The organism is Paenibacillus sp. QJM3NY_38, assembly GCF_056173265.1.
Genome location: NZ_CM149665.1, coordinates 5,949,543 through 5,970,076 on the forward strand (window position 1 = coordinate 5,949,543; position 20,534 = coordinate 5,970,076).

Consider the following 20,534-nt stretch of genomic DNA (forward strand, 5'->3'; position numbering starts at 1 on the left):
GCATGTACAGAATACAGAGCGAAAGGAATTTCTACATATGCAAAAAATTCGCCTTGAAGGCAGCAAAGTGACGCTTAGATCCAGGAAACCCGAGGATACCCCGGTTTTATATAATCTGATCTATGGCACGAAGAATCCGGAATGGAAAAAATACGACGCTCCTTATTTCCCGCTCAAGCAGATTTCCTACGAAATATTTGAAACCCAGTGGAACGCCGACTTCGAAACCGATCAATTTCCGAGTGATTTGCTCATCGAAGCAGGGGGAAAGACGATTGGCATCGTCACGTTCTATTGGGAGCATGAAGCCTCACGCTGGCTGGAAGCGGGCATCCTGATATACGATCCGAGCCATTGGAGCGGCGGATACGGTACGGAAGCGCTGTCGCTGTGGGTGGAATGTCTGTTTCAAAATCTCACCATCGCTCGTGTCGGCATCACCACCTGGTCCGGCAACCCGAGAATGATGCGCTGCGCGGAGAAGGTTGGCATGCAGCTCGAAGGCCGTATGCGAAAGTGCAGATATTACGAGGGCGTCTACTACGATTCCATTCGCATGGGCATTCTGCGCGAAGAATGGGAAGCGCGGAAATTGAGCGTGTAGGGCAAGGATTGTACGGCACCATCCGTTTACATGGGAAACTTCCAGTACATGAGGCGTTATCGCTTAATGTTCTATATATACAAATAAGAGCCGGCCAGGAGATCCTGGACGGCTCGCTTTTTTGTCTTTTTTGATCGACGGGTCATTTGCGAAACGCAGTTCAGCACGCGACTGCCCCTCATGAACCCTCAATCGCTCCCGTTTGCCGCGAGCATCATAGACCGGCCAGCACCTGATACCAGACTCCGCGCTTGGAATACAGCGTCTCGCGCACCTGATCCCATCCACCCAGATACTCGATATCGAATAACCCCGGCGGATTGGAAAACTGATCCTTCGTCTGTTCAAACACCGATTCTTCAACTGGACGGAACCCATACTTCACAAATATGCTCTGCGCCTCCGGCGTGCGCAAGTACTCTACGAAAGCTGCCGATACATCCAGCGTGCCGTGTTTTTCAGCGAAACGCTCGACGACTGCAGCCGGATTCTCGATCAGCATCGTGTGCTGCGGCACAACGATATCATACTGGACGCCTTGAGCAATCCGGGCGAGCAGCTCGTTCTCATACGTGACGATCACGTCGCCGACCCCGTATTCAAAAGCCGCCATGGAAGCCCGCCCGCTTTTATCGAGCGATTCCACATTGCGGTGAACCGCTTCAAGGAAGGCTTTCGCTTCGGCAGGGTCACGCTTTCCGTTCTCTTCCGATTGTTTCAGCCCCGCGCCGTAGATTGCGTTAATGTCCCACTGGGCGCCGCCCGAGGTCTTCGGATTCGGATACAGCACCTTGACGTCCGATCGGGTCAGATCGTCGAAATCCCGTATTCCTTTCGGATTTCCCTCGCGCGTGCCGAGAACGACAATCGATCGTGTCACCATGCCGTTATACGGCTGAGATTTCCATTCCGGGTCCACAAGCCCTTCCCGAACCAGCTTGTCGACATCCCCTTCCATGGCAAGCAGCGTTACGTCGGCCTCAAATCCGCCCGTGATGGCACGAGCTTGTGTTCCGGAAGCCTCGTAGGATTCCTGAAACCGAATGGTTTCTCCCGTCTGCTCCTTCCACTGCGCTTGAAAAGCAGGGATGATCTCGGACAGGGCATCTCTGGCCACGCTGTACGCGCCCAGAACGATCGTTCTCTCTCCCGCTCGGGATATCACTTCTTCGCGATCCGGCGGATCACTGGCGCATCCTGCCATAAAAAAACTGAAGAGAAGCGCCATGCCAACCAGCAGGAATGAGGTGCGTTTCATATTTAAGATCCGCATGAATGAATCCACTTCCCTTCGGATATTTAGAACCATCAGATCATAATTGGCATCGGGTCGACCTTCAGTCGATTCTCCTCGATCCAGCTGTGCTCTTCATTAAAGAGATAAGCCCGGTGAACGAGGACCCGGACCTCTTGACCCGGATACAGCGTTTCCTTCTCTAGTGAACGGTAGGTGATCAGCTTATGTCCCTTAACCTCCACCTCCACCAGCCATTCGCTGCCGCGGAAATGCAGATGACGGACGATCCCCGTCTCCGTTGCGGACAACACGCTGAAATCATGCTTGCTTCCAATCTCGATGTATTCCGGACGAATCAGCGCACGCGTCGCATTCTTGTTAGCCGCTGCTTCAAATCCCTTCAGCTCGGCCGCGCTCGAAATCACGGTGGATTCCCCTATGAATGAAGCGACAAACGGCGTCTTCGGCTCCTTGTAAATATCCCAAGGCGTCCCCTTCTGCTCAACGCGTCCCTGATTAATAATCATAATTTCGTCGGCGACTTCAATCGCCTCATCCTGGTCATGCGTAACAAATATCGATGTAATGCCGACCCGCTCGATCAGCTCGCGAAGCCAGGAGCGCAGCTCCTGGCGGATCTTCGCATCGATGGCAGCGAACGGTTCATCCAATAAGAGCAGCTGCGGTTCAGGTGCCAGCGCTCTGGCAAAGGCTACACGCTGACGCTGTCCGCCCGATAACTGGTGCGGATAGCGGCTCTCGAAACCTTTTAAGCCGGTCAGCTCCACCAATTCCATTACCCGGTCCCTGATTATCGCCTTGGGAGTCTTCTTCACCTTCAAGCCGAAAGCGATGTTATCAAACACGGTCATATGCTTAAACAAGGCATAGTTCTGGAATACAAAGCCGATGCCGCGCTCCTGCGGCGGCAGATCATTGACCACTTGGCCGTGAAAGGAGATTTGCCCGGAGTCCGGATTCTCAAGCCCGGCCAGCATGCGCAGGATGGAGGTTTTGCCGCCTCCGCTGGGCCCCAGAAGTCCAATCAGATGTCCCTTCTCAATCTCGAAGCTGACATCCTTGACGGCATGAAACGTACCAAAATGCTTGTTCAGATCGCGAACCTCCACATGCATATCAATGCACATCCTTTCTTTTTTTGGCCCATTCCATCAGCAGCAAGAGTCCTACCGAGAAGGCAGCCAATACCAATGCGACGCCATTCGCCGCAGCCACGTTAAAATTCTCCACATCCTGGTATACTAACGTTGTCGCCGTTTGAGTTTTATTCATGATATTACCGGACACCACCAGCACCGCACCAAACTCGCCCAATGAACGGGCCACCGTGAGTACCAGGCCATATACGACAGCCCACCGGATGGAAGGCCATGTTACCTTTCGGAACGTTGTCCATTCGTAAGCCCCCAGCGTCGCTGCCGCCTGTTCCTGATCATTTCCAATTTCCTGCAATACAGGCATGACCTCACGAACCATGAGCGGAAACGTGACGAACAGTGTGGCGATTACCATACCTGGGAAAGCATACACCACTTTAAACCCGATCCCTTCAAAAAAACCGCCGATGATGCTGTCGGGTCCGAGCAGCAGTACAATCATCAAACCGCCAATGACCGGCGATACCGCATAGGGCAAATCGACAATGCTGTTCAGAATGCCCTTGATCTTTCGGCTCAGCCAATTCGCCCGTACCAGGTACAACGCCATCATGATGCCAAACAACGCATTGAAGAACGTAACGAATACCACTATAAGCCCCGTCATCATCAGGGCATGCAAGGCTTCCGGCCTGAACAAACCTTCGGCAAACCCGCTCAGCCCTTTATCAAACGCACCGATCGCAATTCGGGACAGGGGGATGATTAGCAGAATAATAAATACAGCGTACGTAAGTCCGATCCACAGACGTCTCAAACTCGTCTCCCCCTCTGCTGTACGGCATTGATCACCCAGAGGATGATGAAAGAGAGGGTAAGGAGCAGAATAGATACCGCAGCTGCTCCAGCAGGATTATCGCTCTCGACCTCACCAAAAATAAAAACCGAGGCAATAAGTGTTCTTCCCGGAATGTTGCCGGCCACCAAGACAACGGCCCCGAATTCGGCTAATGCCCTTGAGAATGCCAGCATTCCTCCGCTGATAATCCCGGGCAGCATCGACGGCAGGATGACTTTAAAGAAGGTTCTCGTCCTGGAAGCTCCCATCGTATAAGCCGCTTCTTCCTCCAGCGGGTCGAGCTCCTCCAGCAGCGGCTGAACCGCACGGATGACAAACGGAAACGTGACAAACATCATCGCTATCACAATCGCGGGCTGGTGGAATACAATTTCAAAACCCAATTTCTCTGCCAAACCACCGAGAAAGCTCCCGGGGCCCAGCAGCAGCAATATCATCAGACCGCCAACGGCTGTCGGCAGTGCAAAGGGCAGGTCGACCAGACTGTTCAGCAGCGTCCTTCCCGGAAACTTATATCGGATAAGCACCCATGCAATCATCGTTCCGATAAGCACGTTGATGAAAGTAGAGATGACGCCCAGCTTGATGGTAAGCAGCACAGCCTTCCATGCTATCGGATCCATAATGCTCTCCGTAAAATGACTCCATCCTGCAGAGAATGATTGCACATATACCCCAAAGATCGGCAGTACGATCAAGGCAAGAAAATAAAGCAGTACGGTACTTCGAAACCCCCAAGTCCAACCTTTATGACGAATCCATGTTGTCATCTCGTATCCCTCCCGCCTCCGGATGGCATTCCGGTCGACACTTTCGCAAACCATCTTTATATTTCCTATTTGTATACTTGGTTTTCTTTACACATACTTTACCAAAAGCGGAATCCCATCGTCAATCCATCTTTTGCACTTTATCGGGTAAAATAAAAGAAATGGCAAATAATGAGGAGGTATCTACATGCTGTATACCGGTGAATTGGATACGCAAGGTCGAGATGAGATGAGGGATATTACAAGGGAGATCCACTCCTATGTGAAACAAAGCGGGGTCCAGCAGGGAACGGTCCTGATCTACTGCCCGCATACGACGGCGGGGATTGCCATCAATGAGAATGCGGATCCTGATGTGAAACGGGACGTCCTGATGTCGCTCGATGAGGTCTATCCTTGGAATCATCCCAAGTATCGCCATGCGGAGGGCAACACCGCTTCCCACCTCAAATCGATCACCTGCGGCCCTTCCCAGACCGTGATCATTCAGAACGGGCACCTGCTCCTCGGACGTTGGCAGGGCATTTATTTCTGCGAATTCGACGGACCGCGGCAGCGCCAATATCATGTGAAGATCATGGAAGGATGATCCCTCAAATAAGATGTTATGTTGACGCCAGCGTATGTATAACAACACAAAAAGCAGACAGGCACATGCTAGGGGGCGTGAACCTGTCTGTGTTTTATTCATTAGGTGATTGACGTTTCAACGCTAGATCGTTGTAACGGATTGAAGCATCAAGCTGCGCGTTTTGACCGTATTTAAACATCAGACCCTGCTGTACAAACTCCGGCATAACACTTTGATATGGGTAAGAGCGGCTGGTTTAATCTCATCAAAACCAATTCTGTCCTGAATATAATACGATATAAATCCATGCAGCGACAAAAACAAAGTCAACGGAACGGTTCGCCGTTCTTCCTCACTGTAATTCTCCTCAAGCAAATACTGACGGACCAGCATAGCAAACATTTCAAAACAGCGTCCCTGCTCAGAGCGACAGTAGGACAGCAGCTCTTCGTCCCGAATCATGAACATGATTTCGTACTGGTAAGGATTATCCAGACCGAAACGAACGAATTCCAGCATCAGCTGCTCCAGCTTCGATACCCCGTCACAGGGAGGCTTTCCCGAGACTTCCAACAGCAAATCACTTAGATCATTAAAGTCCTTCATGACAATGGCGTAGAAAAGCTCCGCCTTTTCCTTAAAATGATAATACAAGGAGCCGTGGCTATAACCCAGATGCTGCCCGATGCTTCGCATCGATATGGCCCTGTATCCTTTGGTTATGAACAAATGCCTGGCTGCTTCCAGTATCCGCTCTCTCGACAACTCGCGTTCGACTGCTCTTCTTGCCATATTATTTTATTCCCCTTCAATAAAATAAAGCCGCTCTCCCTCTGTGATCAGGGACTGCCCCTGTGTCAAATCCACCATCCAAGACATAAAGCTCTCCGCATCACCATCGAGCGGCAAGCAGGTCAAGGTCACCGTGTCGGCAAAGTTTGTCTCTCCCATACGAACGCCTCGGTTGCGTAGCTCGTTCTCCACTTTACCCAGCCAGGTATAATCCAGCTCCACGAAAATCTCCCGATGAAGAACCCTTGTAATCGGATCGCCTGACTCAATCGCAGCCACGGCTCCGTCGGTGTACGCCCGGATCAATCCGCCCGCACCCAGCATAATGCCGCCAAAATAACGCGTGACCACAATGGCTACATTCTTCCGCCCCTGATTGCGGATCACCTCGAGAATTGGCTTACCAGCCGTTCCGCTCGGTTCCCCGTCGTCCGATTGCTTCTGAATCTCATCCCGCTCGCCGATCATATAAGCGGAACAGTTATGGGTAGCATTCCAATGTTTTTTCTTGATCTCTTCAATAAAAGCGACGGCTTCCTCTTCGGTTTCAACCGGCATCACATGCCCGATGAAACGCGATTTCTTGATGACGATCTCTTTGGAGCCCGCCTGACGTACCGTTTTGTAACGATCCAGCATGAAACTACAACCACCTCTATATTGCCAAGAAAGCAGTCCACGGCAATGATATGCCAGCGGACTGCTTCCTTCAGCGTCTTACGTCTAATCCAATGAAAGTGTCAGGTTATTTGGAAAGTCTAGCTTCCAATTCGGCCTTCTCTTTCTCATACCCAGGTTTGCCGAGCAGTGCGAACATATTTTTCTTGTACGCCTCTACGCCCGGTTGGTCAAACGGGTTGACACCCAACAGATAGCCGCTGATACCGCAGGCCTTTTCGAAAAAGTATACCAGATATCCGAACGAATAGGGAGTGAAATCTGGAATTGTCACAATCAAATTCGGAACTTGTCCGTCTGTATGGGCCAGCATCGTGCCTTGGAAGGCCTTTTTGTTAACAAAATCCAATGTTTTCCCGGTCAGGAAGTTCAAGCCGTCCAGATCGTCCGGATCCGATTCGATCGTAATATGCTCGGATACGTTCTCCACCTGAATGACCGTTTCGAAGATGTTGCGGCTGCCTTCCTGGATAAATTGACCCATGGAGTGCAGATCCGTAGAGAAATCGACGGATGCCGGGTAAATCCCCTTGTAATCCTTGCCTTCACTCTCGCCGTAAAGCTGCTTCCACCATTCCGATACAAAATGCAGGGAAGGCTCGTAGTTCACGAGGATCTCGATGCCTTTGCCTTTACGGTAAAGCGCGTTACGAACCGCCGCATATTGGTAAGCTTCGTTCTCGGCTACGTTCGGGCTGCTGTATTCCTTGGATGCGTCAGCCGCGCCTTGCATCATTTCTTCAATGTTGATGCCTGCCGTAGCAATCGGAAGCAGACCGACCGCTGTCAGCACGGAGTAACGTCCGCCCACATCGTCAGGGATGATAAAGGACTCGTAGCCTTCTTCGGTAGCCAGCTTCTTAAGGGCGCCCTTCGATTGATCCGTCGTAGCGTAAATGCGTTTGCGAGCTTCTTCTTTGCCGTATTTCTTCTCCAGTTCCGCACGGAAAATACGGAATGCGATAGCCGGCTCTGTCGTTGTGCCGGATTTGGAGATGACGTTGACGGAGAAGTCCTTGCCTTCAATCAATTGAAGCAGGTGAGTCACATAAGTGGAGCTAATGTTGTTACCCGCAAAATAGATTTCCGGTGTCTTGCGCTGGTCCTTCGACAGCTCATTATAGAACGAGTGCGAGAGCATTTCGATGGCCGCGCGTGCCCCGAGATAGGAGCCTCCGATTCCGATAACGATCAGGACGTCCGAATCGTTTTGGATTTTGGCAGCCGCTTTCTGGATGCGCGAGAATTCTTCTTTATCATACTGCGTCGGCAGGTCGATCCAGCCCAGATAATCGGAGCCGGCTCCCGTACCGTTATGTAACTGGTCATGAGCTGTGCGGATCGGCTCAGCGAAATAGTCAACTTCGTGCTGATTGACAAAAGTCAGTGCTTTACTGTAATCAAACTTGATTTTTTTAGACATGCCTTAAACCTCCTGTGAATTTAGAAATAGGATACTTTAATTTAATAAAGACCGCAAGTTTCGCAGGCCAACTGTCATCTATTCTTCATGCGCGGATCTCCCTTGCGCTTCCATTCCTCACAAACGCTGGCTTCGTTTCAGGAACCCATGCTAAGATAGAGTGGATCAGGAATCCATAATCGAAGGTGATATAGCTATGAAAAAAATCGGGTTTATCGGACTGGGCACCATGGGCGCTCCCATGGCCTCCAATCTGCTGAAGCAGGATTACGATGTGACCGTGTATAACCGCACCCACGAAAAATGCCGTCCGCTCGCCGAACAGGGAGCCTCCATTGCGGAGACGCCTCGTGAAGCGGCTGATGGACAAGATCTTGTCATTACAATGGTAAGCAACGACCAATCCATCCGCGATGTATTCTATGGAGAGAATGGTCTGCTCGGCTCCCTGACGAGCGGGATGACCGTCATTGACTGCAGCACGATCTCCGAGAGCCTTGTCAAGGAAATTGCTTCCGCCGTATCCGGTCTCGGCGCTTCCTTCCTGGATGCCCCGGTAACCGGCAGCAAGCCTGCAGCGATGGATGGAACCTTGGTCTTCATGGTTGGCGGCGATGCCGCGGTCATCGAAGCTCATGCGGACGTATTTGACACCCTGGGCAAAAAAGTCATCCACATGGGACCTAACGGAAGCGGCGCTGTCGCGAAGCTTGCGCATAATACCATCGTGGGCATTAACAATCTGGCCCTTGCCGAAGGCTTCGCCATCGCGGCGAAATCAGGCATTCCCGCTGACAACTTCCTGGAGCTCGTGCAGCTGGGATCAGCCGGCAGCAAAGCGGCTGAGCTGAAGGGACGCAAAATTATCGAGGGCGACTTCAGCAACCAGTTCTCGCTTGCGCTCATGCTCAAGGACCTCAAGCTGGCCTCCTCGCTCACCGATGGCATCGGAATGCCTTCCCCTATGCTGAATCTGGCCAAGAGCCTGTTCCAAGCCGGTGCCAGCGAAGGTTATGGCGAAGAGGATCTTTCCGCTGTCGTGAAATGCTATGAGGCCTGGATCGGCCAGAAGATCGGCGAACAACAGCAGTAATAACAAACAAGCCGTGCTAAATCTTATAATGGCTCCTTCTTGCTGGTTTTCGGTTCATCCGGACCAGGAGGAAGGAGCTATTTTTTTGGTCATTCCATCATTTCCCTCTCGGAAAGAAACTTTTTGCATTTCACTTCCGTCTACTATGCAAAGGGAGGAATTACAACATGAAATGGACCAAAAGATTAAAAGCAATGGCAGCTGCTGTCATACTAACCGCTGTTCTGTCTCCTGCAATAGCCGGTACACCTGCTTCTGCCGCAGCCAAACCAACCGCTTCGATTAACAATGTTACCGCGAGCGGTGAAGTGCTGATCAAGCAGGGCTCCACCTTTGTTACCCTAACCGATCTCAAACCTCTGGGTAACTACGTCATGAAGTACGACAACAGCAAGAAACAGGTGACGATTCAGGGTGACCACCGAACGGTGATTCTCACAGCGGGAAGCACACGCATGGAAGTGAGCGGAGTTCAGAAGACGCTGCCTGCAGCCCCGCTGCTCCATAAAGGCAAGACCATGATTCCCCTGAGGGCCGTAGCCCAAGCTTTTGATGCTGACATCGCCTGGAATGGTTCTCTAAAGACGACATATATCAATAAAGCAGATGCTGCTATGCTCGCTGACTTAAAGAGCTCCGATCTGGCCACCGCCCGGAATGCTGCAGCCAAGCTGCCTTATTCATCCCAACTGCAGAAACCTGAGCTGGAAATGCTCCCTGTGGAAATGCAGGGCGTGGATTATTATTTTCCAAGAGGCAAATCCAATCGCTTCTTCCTGGTCGATAACGACATCGCCGAATATTACGAGATCCAGGGTGGCGTCAAATATTTGAAATGGCAAGGCAAGCTGGATTACTCCGCCAAAGCGGCTGCGAATCAGAACCTGTTCTTCCTGCCCCCGGTTCAAGCCGAGATCGGTAAGCAGCCGGATGCCAGAAACTGGACTGTAGCCGAATTCGCATTCCGTTATCCTTCCGGCGTCACCAGCTACAAACTGCTCGACCGTAATCAGGAATGGAGCGAAGGATACGTAGAGCTTGATAACCGGGCTCCCGGATATAAAGGCGAGATCGTGACGATCCCGGAGGAATAAGTCCATTATAGCAACCAACGTTAACGGCATGCGTTGATATCCGGCATTGACAGTAAGGGTTCAGAGCCAACGGCTCTGAGCCTTTTTGATGTTTATTTACGGACACAAAGTCATGTGGAGCGCTAAAACTATTACATGGTCGGATAAGAGCAGCAATAATCCGTAACGGTGCGGATTTCCAGCTTAAAGCTTGAATTGCCCGGAACGTTAAAGGTCGCAGACCCTTGAATCTCTAACCACTCCTGCTCTCCAGGCAGCAGAACACGCAAATCGCCCGACAAAATCTCCATAATCTCAGGGCCATCCGTTCCGAATTCATAGCTTCCCGGAAGCATGATACCGAGCGTTACCTTCTCGCCATTCTCCAGCAGCACCGTACGGCTGGTTACCTTCCCCTCATAGTAAACGTTGGCTGCCTTTGTGACGGTAGCATTCTTAAATTGTGACATCGACAAACTCTCCTCCTCCAACATCGTTATGGCTTAATATATGGACGGCACCCGCATGATGCGGGTGCCGGAAAATCAATATAGAGTTAGATCCACTTGGATTACAGCAAGCCTTTTACGCGGCTAACCACGTTCTCAACGGTAAATCCGTATTCGGCAATGACGCGGTCGCCAGGAGCCGAAGCACCAAATGTGTTGATGCCCAGGATGTCGCCTTTGTCTCCGACATAACGCTCCCATCCGAACGGATGAGCCATTTCAATAGCCAGACGGGCTTTTACGTCAGGAAGCAGCACGGAATCTTTGTATGCCTGATCCTGGCTGTCGAACAGATCCCAGCTCGGCATGCTGATGACGCGTACGGCGATTCCTTCTTCAGCCAATGCTGCTTGCGCTTTAACGGCAAGCTGAACCTCGGAACCCGTTGCAATGATTTGAGCCTGCACGTTGCCATCCTTCGCGTCAGCAACAACATAAGCGCCGCGTTTGATGCCTTCACGTGCATGATCCGCCGTGCCTGCAAGGATCGGCAGATTCTGACGAGTCAGCACCAGCGCTACCGGACGGTCTGTGTTCTCAACCGCATAAGCCCATGCCGCGGAAGTTTCGTTGGCATCCGCAGGACGGATCACCGTCAAGCCAGGAATGATGCGCAGGGAAGCCAATTGTTCAATCGGTTCATGCGTAGGACCGTCTTCACCGACAGCGATGCTGTCATGAGTCAGTACATACGTAACCGGCAGCTTCATGATCGCAGCCAGACGTACAGCCGGACGGAGATAATCCGTAAATACGAAGAACGTACCGCCGAAAATCTTCAGTCCGCCATGAAGAGCGATACCGTTCATGGCACCGGCCATTGCGAATTCACGAACACCATAATACACGTTGCGGCCTTCGTAGCTGTTCGCTGTGAAAGAGGCCAAGTCGTTCAAGTGAGTCATCGTGGAGCTTTCCAGGTCAGCTGATCCGCCGAGCAGCTGCGGTACGCCTGCAGTCAACCCGTTCAGCGCTTTACCGGAAGCCACGCGAGTGGATACCGCTTTGTCATCCGCGCTGTATTTCGGAAGGTCTTTGTCCCATCCTTCAGCCAATTCGCCGGATTCACCGCGCTCGAATTGCGCCGCCAGCTCAGGATAAGCTTCTTTGTATTTCGCAAATTGATCAACCCAAGCTTGATAAGCTGCAATGCCGCGCTCTTTCACTTTGCCGAAATGCTCGCGCACTTCCTCAGGCACATAGAAATCCTCTTCATATACCCAATTATAGAAATCCTTGGTCAGCTTCGCTTCATCAGCTCCAAGCGGAGAACCGTGCGTACCGCCATGGCCGCCTTTACCTTGTTTGTTCGGGCTGCCGTAACCAATGACGGTCTTCACTTCGATCAGCGTCGGACGGTCCGTATCGGCTTTCGCTTCCTCGATCGCTTTCTCGATCGCAGGCAAATCGTTACCATCTTCTACGCGCAGCACTTGCCAGCCATAAGCATCAAAGCGCTTCGCTACGTTCTCGGAGAATGCCAGGCTGAGCTCGCCGTCAAGGGAGATATCATTGGAATCGTACAACATGATCAGTTTGCCAAGCTTCAAATGACCTGCCAGGGAAGCTGCCTCGGAAGCCACGCCCTCCATCATGTCACCGTCGCCGCAAATCGCATACGTATAGTGATCCACTACGTTGAAGCCGTCTTTATTGTAAGTCGCGCCCAAATGAGCTTCAGCCATTGCCATACCTACAGCCATAGCCACGCCTTGTCCAAGCGGACCTGTCGTTGCATCTACGCCGGCCGTGTGGCCGAATTCCGGGTGACCCGGGGTTTTGCTTCCCCATTGACGGAACTGTTTGAGATCCTCAATGGACAAGTCATAACCGCTCAGGTGAAGCAGGCTGTAGAGCAGCATGGAGCCATGGCCTGCAGACAAGACAAAACGGTCGCGGTTAATCCACGCCGGCTGGTCCGGGTTATGGTTCATCGTCTTCGCGAACAGTTGGTAGCCCATAGGTGCAGACCCCATCGGCATGCCCGGATGACCGGAGTTGGCTTTTTCGATCGCGTCGATCGCCAGTGTCCGGATCGTTGCGATGGACAGGTTGTCGATCGTTTGGTTATGTTCAGTTGTCATGATTCGTCCTCCTCAAATCTTTTCCATAGTAAGCTTCGAAAATGAAGGCTTCTTACGTCCCTCCAGCCCCAATCCACATGGTATCAGAGCAGTTAGGAATGTTGAGAATATCATTTTGACTCTTATTGTATCACCACACGTCTTTCATTTCCATAACGTAATTGTCAAAGTTGTGTAAAAGCCGCCAGGGCGAACGACATCCCCCTTGCATTATTTCCCTTAATAGTCCGGTTATAACCGGATTCGACATCCGTTAAACGATTTTACGGACATCGGCGGCATGGAAAAAGTTACTTCATTCGACAATTAAAAAAGCTTCGGCCGAAGCTGCACATTAGACAGCTTCGGCCGAAGCGTGAGGCGGCACATCAGCGCGTGCCGCGTTTTTTGGCTTTAAGGAGGCGATCCATGGAGGAGCCTCCTTCCGGAGCCGGCCCGGTCTCCCCGGGCCGGCCGCTGCCGTCCCCCTGCGCCTTCGGCGGCGGGGGCGGGGGTGGCGTGGGCGCGCTTCCCTTGCGCGCGCCCTGGCTTGCGGCCGGCTTCGCCTGCGCCGGCCGCTCTTCCCGCAGCGGGGCATTCACCCGCTGCGAATCGCGCGCCTCCGGCGGGGCCTTGCGGCCCCCTGCCGGAGCTGCGCCAGCTGCCGGGGCGGGGTTCCCGCCCCCGGCGCCCTGGCCCGCGCCGCTGCGTTCGCGCGCGGGCGGGGCCTGCGGCGGCGGCTTCGCGGAGCTGCCGCCGTAGAACTGGGCGGCGCGGGCTTTGCGCGCCGCCAGCCGCTCGAGGCCGGCGTCACGCCCGGCCTCGCCGGCAGGTGCAGGCCGCCTGCGGAGCAGGGCGGCCAGCCTAGCGCCGATGGCGCCCCATGGCAGAGCCAGGCGCCGCACGGCGATGTCGGCGACCCACAGCAGCAGGGCCGCCGCCAGCAGCGGATAACTCCAATCATGGAGCTGCATCCGCGAGGCCGCCTGCCGGTCGAACACTTCGGCCGGGTTATCCCAGGATAGTACGCGGCCCCCGGTTATCTCGGCCAGCCGCTTCATGGCTTCCTCGCCGCTGCCGGAAGATAGCCGGTATTCCGGCGAATACGGCACAACAAAACCGGTGCCCGGCGCGGCTTGCAGCGGCTCTTCCCCGCTCGCGTCCTCAAGGGACATGAGGAAGGCTCCCGGCTTGGATACGTTGACGAGTCCGGTATAACGGCCGGGCGCCTCCTGAATGAGCACTACCGTCTGCTCGCCGGCTTCATCGTCCCCGATCACCGCATTCAGCTTCTCCGGCGGATTCTCGCCCTCTGCCATAACATGGAGCTTTACTTGGTTGCCGGCCGTCTCGGTAGTCACTTCATAGGGCGACGACGTAAACTGCGGGAATGTCCACTTCACGATTTCGGTCAACGTGTTGGCAAAGCCGGACCACGATACCCATTCCTTGGACCACTTTCCGCTTAAATCGCTCGTCCATGCCACCGTTCGTCCGGATCCGTACTGCCAGCGTGACAGGATCGGGTCCGGCTCCGGACTGGACAGAATCGTCTGGGCGGAAGACTTCGGCGTTGTCGCTACATAACCATACAGCCCCGGAACGCCCTGCTGGAACAGGCTCGTCCAATCGGCCGGGTTCTGAACGGCCGGGACAAAGGGTTTATCCACGATATAGGATTTGGCCAGCATGACGGCCTCCCGGCTGAATACCGCCGGCAGCGTCGTTTCATCCTCAACGAAGTAATACCGGCCTTTGGCCGCATCCGCCAAGGATTGAAGCAGGTTGGTGTCCGCATCCATCCCGACCGCCACGGAAGACATCGTGATTTTGTTCTCCACCATCGTATCGGTCAAATCCTGATAACCGGAATTCATGGCGGACTGCCCGTCGGTCATCAGAATGATATGTCTGCGCTGGGTTTTAATCTTCAGCATTTCCTCAAGCGCCGAGGAAACGGCAGGATAGATGTTGGTCCCTCCCCCGCTCGGAATCGACTGGATGCTGCTGAGCACCTCTTCCTTGTCCCCGAGCTTCTGCGGCGGAACGACCCACCACGGCTGATCGTCAAAGGCGACAACGCCGACCGTATCCTTGGCTCTCATCAGTTCCACCGTTCGCATCGCCGATTCCTTGGCCAATTCGATTTTGTTGCCGTCCATGCTCCCCGAACGGTCGATGACGAGTATGAGGCCCAGGGATGGAATCTCCCGTTTGCCTTCCAGCTCCATGGAGACCGGCAGCGCCTTTTCGATCGGGGTTTTAAAATATCCGCCCATCCCGAAGCTGTCCTCGCCGCCCGCCATCATAAACCCGATGCCAAAGCTGCGGACCGCCTGCTCGATCAGATCCATCTGCTTGCCGCCAACGTCACTGCCCGAAACGTTATTAAAGATGATACTGTCGTATACGGCATACTTGGCCGCTTCCAGCGGGAGCAGTTCCGGCGGAATCACCTCGGTGCCGATCATGCCGGACTCGAGGGCTGCCGTGATATTCCCCGACGTTCCCGGGGTTCCTTCCACGATCAGTACGTTCGGCGGACCTTCCACCCGGGTGAAATCGAACGCAGCATTATTGGCGGACGCTTCATCCCCGTCCATGAAGATTTCGGCACGGTAACGGTGAAGTCCCGGACTCTTGGCCAGGCCTTTCACGGCATACCGGTTCTCGCCCGGGGTGACGTCTACGCGTTCCCGGCCGATCTCACGGTTGTCCTCGTAAATGCGCAGCTCACCGGAGGTCTTAAACGTGCTGCGGATCATAACCTCCACATAGAAAGACTCCGCTTGATACAGCTTATCCGGTACTTTCAGTTCCTCCACCGCAACGTCACGGATGGCCTGCTTCGGCGTCGGAAGCACATCAACCGCAATGCCCCGGTCCTTCAGCAGCCTCCCGGCCGCTGCCATGCTGCCTACATTCTCTTCCCCGTCCGAGATCAACACAATTCTGGAATCGCTGTTGCCCTCGAACAGGCTCCCCGCAAGCTGAAGACCGGACTCCAGCCCCGTAAACTGCTGCTCCAGCAGCGCATTAAGAGAGGCTCCTGCATTCTCTGCAGAGGTTAACCGCCGTTCTACAGCGCCCTCAAGCCCCGTAGAAACAACGGCCGTGCCATCCTTCTCGCCTTTTGCCGTGAGAGAATCGTTAATCCAGCTCGCGATCCGGGCTGAATCCCCCATACTGTCGGAACGGTCGGCCAGATATACAACCTGTTTATCTCTCAGGACGGTAAAGCCATGCAAACCCGAAATCATAAGAATCAATAATAGAATGACGCAGGTTCTAAAGAATAAAGCCAGTTTCTTCCGAAAGCCGTTTAATCGAAAATCCGATTTGTATGCATAGTAGAGAAATAATCCTGCCGGAATCAACAGCAGCAACAACCATGGTTGGCTAAATTGAACGCCCACGCTGGTACACCCCCCATTCTGCTGCGATCACAGCCAGTGCCAAGACAAGCAAGCCATGGCATTAACGAGCCGGCGCGGTTTGCGGTTTCGTTGCTGTCGGATGTCCCGGCATGCTCTCCCGCTTCAGACTCATCCAAGTTCGGAGCCGCTTGACTTACGACCGGCCCCTGATCGTTGCTCCAATCCGCCTCGTATGGATCCGCCGTCACGGCCAGCCAGAACCTAAGCTTCTCACCCGCTTCATTTTGCTGTTCAAAAGCGTACAGCCCCGGATATTCCGGCACAAGCTGTACCGGCGATATCCCTTGCTCATTCCGGAGCGCTTCCGCAGCAGGGATGCCGCCAGTAAGAGCAAGACCGCTCGCAGGTACCCATTTTGCCGCTACCGTATCCGCCGCAATCGGTATATCCGCTTGCGCGCCAGCCATATAGCGGCCAAGGCCGCTTCCCTTGCCCGAGGTCATCCACTCCAGTGCATTGCTGACCATGACCGGGAACTCCGGCGATAACGGAAGATCACTATCCTGTAGCAGGAAATTAAACGACAAGCGCGGTCGCCCGTTTTCGCTTCCCGCATAGACGATCGGTTGATCCCCCAGCTTTATAACGGGCTCTCCCCAGGCAGGGGCCTGTTCCAGTAGCGTGCCAAAATAGACGCCTGACAAGGTTACATAGGCGGTCACTGGATGCTTGGAAAGCACGGCGCGCCCCCCTTGGTTGCCGACTTTGGCACCTTCTCCGCCGATCGTCCAGAGCGGCGTTTTGGCGGCCAGTTCCGCCCACTTCCCTTGCTTGAACCCTTCCGGCACGTCCCCGTCGATGACGAGCAGATCAAATTCGCCTTCGGGCACGGGCGGTACATCCGCAGCTGTGCTGCCCTTACCCGCCTCCTTATCCGCACTGCCATTGTCCTCGGCGGTCTTGTCTTTGGACTCGTCCAAAGCAACCCGGGTGACTTCGGCTCCGCTTAGCTGCAAGGCCTTCTCCAGAAACAAGTTGCCCGAAGTCAGCAGAAGCACGCGCGAAGATCCATGACCCAAACCGAATGCCAAGGATTGATTGTCTGCGGCATATCCGTCATCCTGCGACAACTCAAGCCGGTACACTTCCGCAAACGGCAGATCGGAAAAGGATTCGGTTAATTTTTTACCAGGCTCCAGTTCAAGCATCTTGCTGGTCAATAGCTGTTCATCCCCGTAAAGATTCACTTCAGCCGACATCGATTCCTTGGCATTCGTGCTGAGGACAGCGACCGCCCCATAGGATGAACCTGTTTCACCCTTGGGTGAAATGCCGAATTGGTCAATGGACACGTTAAGAGGGAGCTCCCCCTGCACCTTCTCTACGGATACCGGAACCTGAAACGTTATGGGAGCCGCATCCTGCTTCCAGTAGCTGTCCGTAAAAATAACGACCTCTGCATCCCGCTCTTCCCGTGTCAGAGCGGAAGCGAGCGATAAGGTTTCCCTGTAGGATGCCTGGCCGTAATAGGGCCGCAGCCCATCCACAGCCTGATCAATGACGGTGCGGTCGCTTTCATGGGAGACCAACGTCATGGGACTTGCTCCCACGGACAGGAGGGTGATTTCGCTCCGTCTCCCTTGGTTCTTCACGTATTCCTTTATTCGTTCCTGCATCCATTGCAGCCTGGATGCGGCTTCGCCTTCAGCCGATGGCTGAAACTGCGCGCTCATGCTGCCCGAGGTATCGGCAACGATGACCACGTGGGCGCTGCCTCCGCCAGACACCTGCAGAAAAGGCTGCATCAGTGCGAAGACCATCAGCGCAGCAGCAAGCAGCTGGAGCCACAGCAGAAGCCGGTTCTGCAGCTTCTGCCACGGCCTGTTGGCCTCCAGGTTCCGAAGGACCCGCTCCCACAGCAAATGGCTGGGAACGGTTGTATCGACATATTTTCGTTTGAACATATACATAAGCACGATGGCCGGCAGCGTTAAACCGAACCATAGACTCAGCCAAGATTGAATCCCCAACGTGTCCCCTCCTTACTCCCGTGGACCCTGACTAACACGACTTGGACGTTTTCTCAAAGCATCGGATGAAGGCCTGTCATCTGTTCCTGTTTTATTTCAATGAGTTCTCTTCTTGTTTCTTCTATATAGATCACAAACAGGTGCTCGTGAAGCCCGCATTTCATAGATGTGTATTCACCGGTGTTCCCCGTCTATCAGCTTCCCAAATACGTATGAAGTTCGGCAGATGCTTGGACACGGGGCCCTGCAAGGGATCCCGCTCTATCCAGTAACCAGGCCAGCTCCCGCAAGCACCCCGAACATCGCATCCGTAAGCGGCATGTCCGCCGGAATGAGCACGTAAGACATCCCCCGATCCGCGCACACGCGGGACAGCATCGTCCGGTACCGCTCCAGCTCCTCTTTGTAAGCATCGAGCACTTTACCCGTCAACGCCACTTCCTTGCCGCTCATCGTTTCGCTGTCAACCAATCGCAAATCGCCGGTCAATTTAGGTTCCAGTTCTTCCCTTGACAACACATGCACCAGCACCACTTCCTGCCCGGTGCCGGATAAAAGGGAAAGCGCCCTGAACAACTCCTCCTCGCCGCCCTCGAGCCAAAAATCCGAGAACACCCAGGTCATCCCCGGCTGCCGGGGGAGTGCGCCAGGAACCGCAAGCGCTGCGCCCAAACTGCCCTCGCCTCCCGTTTCTGCCCCTTGCAGGAACGAAAACAGGCGATGGGCCGAGCCCTTTCCTCTCATGATCGGAAGGCGCGCGTTAATCGAACGGCTGTAACAGGCGATCTGCAGCCTGTCGTAAGAGGACAATGCCATGTAGCCGATGCTTGCGGCGAGTTGACGTGCGAGCAGCCATTTCGGACTTTCCTTCGTTCCTGCCGGATCTGCAGCAGATAGTTCGGATGACGATGACATGACAGCCCCCATCGATGCCGAGCAATCCACGAATAGACTGACCGTCAGCTCCTGTTCGTCCATGAATTGACGCACGAATGCTTTTCCCGTACGAGAATAGACGCCCCAGTCAAACCTGCGGACATCATCGCCGGGTGCATACACTCGGTAATCGGCGAACTCGAGAGACGATCCGAGCCGGCGGGATCGCCTCTTTCCCTGCAGCGTCCCGGCAACCCGCCGCTTGGCACCCAGGCTCAGGCGCTCCAGACGCGGAAGCCATTCCGGAGGAAGCAGGTGCCCGCCCCCGCTCACGCGGATGCCTCCAGCGCTTGCAGAACCTCCTGAATGACATGGTCTGTCGTAATGCCGAGCGCCTGCCCCTCGAAATTCAGGAACAAACGGTGGCGCAGCGCAGATAAAGCCACGGCGCGAATATCCCCTGTCGATACATGCATCCGCCCGCTGCACAATGCACGGACCTTGCTCACTGATATGATGGACTGAATGCCCCGCGGTCCGGAACCGAACTGGACGTATTTTCGCACCGCCTCCGGGGCCGCTGCCTCTTCGGGATGCGTCATCATGAGCAGACGAACCGCATAGTCCAAAATCTCCTCGGCAACCAGCACTTCCCGGGCTCCGCGCTGGATTTCCAGCAGCTCGTCGCCGGTCATTTGCCGTTCCACCTGGAATTCGTGGGAGGATGTCGTTCGCTTCACGATTTCCTTCAGTTCATCCGCGCTTGGATACGACACTTCGATCTTCAGCAGAAAGCGGTCAAGCTGCGCCTCCGGCAATGGATACGTTCCCTCGTTTTCCAGCGGGTTTTGCGTGGCAAGAACGAAGAAAGGTTTTGGCAGCTGGTGGGTTACCCCACCCACCGTGACGGTCTTCTCCTGCATGGCCTCCAGCAAGGCACTTTGGGTTTTGGGCGTGGCCCGGTTAATCTCGTCGGCCAGCACAATGCTGCTGAACAGCGGACCCTTTTGAAAGGTCATCCCGGTGTCCCCATGCTGCCCGAACGACAGGATATTGGTACCCGTTATATCGCTCGGCATCAAATCCGGCGTGAACTGTATGCGGGAAAAAGACAGCTCCAACGCTTCCGACACCGTGCGGACGAGCATCGTTTTACCGAGACCCGGAATCCCCTCCAGGAGGGCGTGCCCTCCTGCAAAGATACACCAGAGCATTTGCTCCACAACATCCTGCTGCCCGACAATCACCTTGCCGATATGTTCCCGCAGGCCTGATATTTTCTCCATCCATTCCTGTGGTCTCACTGCTATATCCGACATGGACGAAACCTCCATCTTCTTGGTAAAGTTCAAGTACTCATTCTATATAAGTTGAACTAAAGATTCTTAGCCTGAGCATCACTACGAATGCGGATTATTCTTCCGATCACTGTTGCCCCCAGATTTCTTCTATACATCCATA

At 54.1% G+C, this 20,534-nt stretch carries 17 protein-coding genes; 4 read left to right on the forward strand and 13 right to left on the reverse strand.

Translation table 11 applies throughout. The annotated features are described in order from the left end of the window. Nucleotides 1-37: 37 nt before the first annotated feature. Nucleotides 38-604 carry a GNAT family N-acetyltransferase gene (locus AC0VZ8_RS27460; RefSeq protein WP_475485075.1) on the forward strand — a complete coding sequence of 189 codons (567 nt, stop codon included), beginning with the start codon at nucleotides 38-40 and terminating at the stop codon, nucleotides 602-604. Between the two features lie 214 nt (nucleotides 605-818). Here the strand turns inward: AC0VZ8_RS27460 and AC0VZ8_RS27465 are convergent, their stop codons facing one another. The 4 genes from AC0VZ8_RS27465 to cysT are packed head-to-tail and all read right to left on the reverse strand — an operon-like array spanning nucleotide 819 to nucleotide 4,588. Then, the gene (locus AC0VZ8_RS27465) at nucleotides 819-1,877 is read right to left on the reverse strand and encodes a sulfate ABC transporter substrate-binding protein (RefSeq protein ID WP_475485076.1); all 1,059 of its coding nucleotides are present in this window, start codon (nucleotides 1,875-1,877) and stop codon (nucleotides 819-821) included. Nucleotides 1,878-1,912: 35 nt separating this feature from the next. After that, entirely contained in the window at nucleotides 1,913-2,977 is a 1,065-nt protein-coding gene (locus AC0VZ8_RS27470; protein ID WP_194544383.1) for a sulfate/molybdate ABC transporter ATP-binding protein, read from the reverse strand. Nucleotide 2,978: 1 nt separating this feature from the next. Continuing rightward, nucleotides 2,979-3,776: a sulfate ABC transporter permease subunit gene (locus AC0VZ8_RS27475; protein WP_071222618.1), complete on the reverse strand. Its 798-nt coding sequence runs from the start codon at nucleotides 3,774-3,776 to the stop codon at nucleotides 2,979-2,981. Further along, nucleotides 3,773-4,588: a sulfate ABC transporter permease subunit CysT gene (gene cysT, locus AC0VZ8_RS27480; RefSeq protein ID WP_071222617.1), complete on the reverse strand. Its 816-nt coding sequence runs from the start codon at nucleotides 4,586-4,588 to the stop codon at nucleotides 3,773-3,775. Before cysT ends, AC0VZ8_RS27475 begins: the two co-directional genes overlap by 4 nt. A 187-nt stretch (nucleotides 4,589-4,775) precedes the next feature. On the opposite strand from cysT, the gene AC0VZ8_RS27485 reads away from it, so the two are divergent. Beyond that, nucleotides 4,776-5,177: a secondary thiamine-phosphate synthase enzyme YjbQ gene (locus AC0VZ8_RS27485; protein WP_071222616.1), complete on the forward strand. Its 402-nt coding sequence runs from the start codon at nucleotides 4,776-4,778 to the stop codon at nucleotides 5,175-5,177. A 180-nt stretch (nucleotides 5,178-5,357) separates the two neighbouring features. Here AC0VZ8_RS27485 and AC0VZ8_RS27490 read toward each other — a convergent pair whose 3' ends face one another. From AC0VZ8_RS27490 to AC0VZ8_RS27500, 3 genes are all read right to left on the reverse strand, one after another. Continuing rightward, nucleotides 5,358-5,951, reverse strand: a complete 594-nt coding sequence (locus AC0VZ8_RS27490; RefSeq protein ID WP_113061516.1) for a TetR/AcrR family transcriptional regulator — start codon at nucleotides 5,949-5,951, stop codon at nucleotides 5,358-5,360. 6 nt (nucleotides 5,952-5,957) lie between these two features. Continuing rightward, complete coding sequence (locus AC0VZ8_RS27495) at nucleotides 5,958-6,590, reverse strand: YigZ family protein (RefSeq protein WP_475485077.1); 633 nt, start codon at nucleotides 6,588-6,590, stop codon at nucleotides 5,958-5,960. Nucleotides 6,591-6,696: 106 nt separating this feature from the next. Beyond that, nucleotides 6,697-8,052 (reverse strand): glucose-6-phosphate isomerase, encoded by a 1,356-nt coding sequence (locus AC0VZ8_RS27500; protein ID WP_475485078.1) that lies wholly within the window; start codon nucleotides 8,050-8,052, stop codon nucleotides 6,697-6,699. Between the two features lie 196 nt (nucleotides 8,053-8,248). On the opposite strand from AC0VZ8_RS27500, the gene AC0VZ8_RS27505 reads away from it, so the two are divergent. Both AC0VZ8_RS27505 and AC0VZ8_RS27510 read left to right on the forward strand, forming a co-directional pair. Next, a complete protein-coding gene (locus AC0VZ8_RS27505; RefSeq protein ID WP_071222612.1) occupies nucleotides 8,249-9,145 on the forward strand; it encodes an NAD(P)-dependent oxidoreductase in 897 nt (298 codons plus the stop codon). A gap of 167 nt (nucleotides 9,146-9,312) precedes the next feature. Next, nucleotides 9,313-10,239, forward strand: coding sequence for a copper amine oxidase N-terminal domain-containing protein (locus AC0VZ8_RS27510; protein WP_475485079.1), 927 nt, complete (start codon nucleotides 9,313-9,315; stop codon nucleotides 10,237-10,239). Between the two features lie 131 nt (nucleotides 10,240-10,370). Here the strand turns inward: AC0VZ8_RS27510 and ppnP are convergent, their stop codons facing one another. The 6 genes from ppnP to AC0VZ8_RS27540 form a co-directional block, all read right to left on the reverse strand. After that, the gene (gene ppnP, locus AC0VZ8_RS27515; RefSeq protein ID WP_006212330.1) at nucleotides 10,371-10,688 is read right to left on the reverse strand and encodes a pyrimidine/purine nucleoside phosphorylase; all 318 of its coding nucleotides are present in this window, start codon (nucleotides 10,686-10,688) and stop codon (nucleotides 10,371-10,373) included. A gap of 101 nt (nucleotides 10,689-10,789) precedes the next feature. Further along, a complete protein-coding gene (gene tkt, locus AC0VZ8_RS27520; RefSeq protein ID WP_475485080.1) occupies nucleotides 10,790-12,811 on the reverse strand; it encodes a transketolase in 2,022 nt (673 codons plus the stop codon). A gap of 368 nt (nucleotides 12,812-13,179) precedes the next feature. Beyond that, on the reverse strand, nucleotides 13,180-16,206 hold the full coding sequence (locus AC0VZ8_RS27525) for a VWA domain-containing protein (RefSeq protein WP_475485081.1): 3,027 nt from the start codon (nucleotides 16,204-16,206) through the stop codon (nucleotides 13,180-13,182). After that, nucleotides 16,164-18,197 carry a vWA domain-containing protein gene (locus tag AC0VZ8_RS27530; protein ID WP_475485082.1) on the reverse strand — a complete coding sequence of 678 codons (2,034 nt, stop codon included), beginning with the start codon at nucleotides 18,195-18,197 and terminating at the stop codon, nucleotides 16,164-16,166. The genes AC0VZ8_RS27525 and AC0VZ8_RS27530 overlap by 43 nt, the downstream gene beginning before the upstream one ends. A gap of 261 nt (nucleotides 18,198-18,458) precedes the next feature. Continuing rightward, nucleotides 18,459-19,406: a DUF58 domain-containing protein gene (locus AC0VZ8_RS27535; RefSeq protein ID WP_475485083.1), complete on the reverse strand. Its 948-nt coding sequence runs from the start codon at nucleotides 19,404-19,406 to the stop codon at nucleotides 18,459-18,461. Next, a complete protein-coding gene (locus AC0VZ8_RS27540) occupies nucleotides 19,403-20,392 on the reverse strand; it encodes an AAA family ATPase (RefSeq protein WP_071222606.1) in 990 nt (329 codons plus the stop codon). Before AC0VZ8_RS27540 ends, AC0VZ8_RS27535 begins: the two co-directional genes overlap by 4 nt. Between the last annotated feature and the right edge of the window lie 142 nt (nucleotides 20,393-20,534).

Coding starts and splice junctions, on each gene's coding strand:
- AC0VZ8_RS27460 (WP_475485075.1), top strand. CDS start 38: ATGCAAAAAATTCGCCTTGAAGGCAGCAAAGTGACGCTTAGATCCAGG.
- AC0VZ8_RS27465 (WP_475485076.1), bottom strand. CDS start 1,877: ATGCGGATCTTAAATATGAAACGCACCTCATTCCTGCTGGTTGGCATG.
- AC0VZ8_RS27470 (WP_194544383.1), bottom strand. CDS start 2,977: ATGCATGTGGAGGTTCGCGATCTGAACAAGCATTTTGGTACGTTTCAT.
- cysT (WP_071222617.1), bottom strand. CDS start 4,588: ATGACAACATGGATTCGTCATAAAGGTTGGACTTGGGGGTTTCGAAGT.
- AC0VZ8_RS27485 (WP_071222616.1), top strand. CDS start 4,776: ATGCTGTATACCGGTGAATTGGATACGCAAGGTCGAGATGAGATGAGG.
- AC0VZ8_RS27490 (WP_113061516.1), bottom strand. CDS start 5,951: ATGGCAAGAAGAGCAGTCGAACGCGAGTTGTCGAGAGAGCGGATACTG.
- AC0VZ8_RS27495 (WP_475485077.1), bottom strand. CDS start 6,590: ATGCTGGATCGTTACAAAACGGTACGTCAGGCGGGCTCCAAAGAGATC.
- AC0VZ8_RS27500 (WP_475485078.1), bottom strand. CDS start 8,052: ATGTCTAAAAAAATCAAGTTTGATTACAGTAAAGCACTGACTTTTGTC.
- AC0VZ8_RS27505 (WP_071222612.1), top strand. CDS start 8,249: ATGAAAAAAATCGGGTTTATCGGACTGGGCACCATGGGCGCTCCCATG.
- AC0VZ8_RS27510 (WP_475485079.1), top strand. CDS start 9,313: ATGAAATGGACCAAAAGATTAAAAGCAATGGCAGCTGCTGTCATACTA.
- ppnP (WP_006212330.1), bottom strand. CDS start 10,688: ATGTCACAATTTAAGAATGCTACCGTCACAAAGGCAGCCAACGTTTAC.
- tkt (WP_475485080.1), bottom strand. CDS start 12,811: ATGACAACTGAACATAACCAAACGATCGACAACCTGTCCATCGCAACG.
- AC0VZ8_RS27540 (WP_071222606.1), bottom strand. CDS start 20,392: ATGTCGGATATAGCAGTGAGACCACAGGAATGGATGGAGAAAATATCA.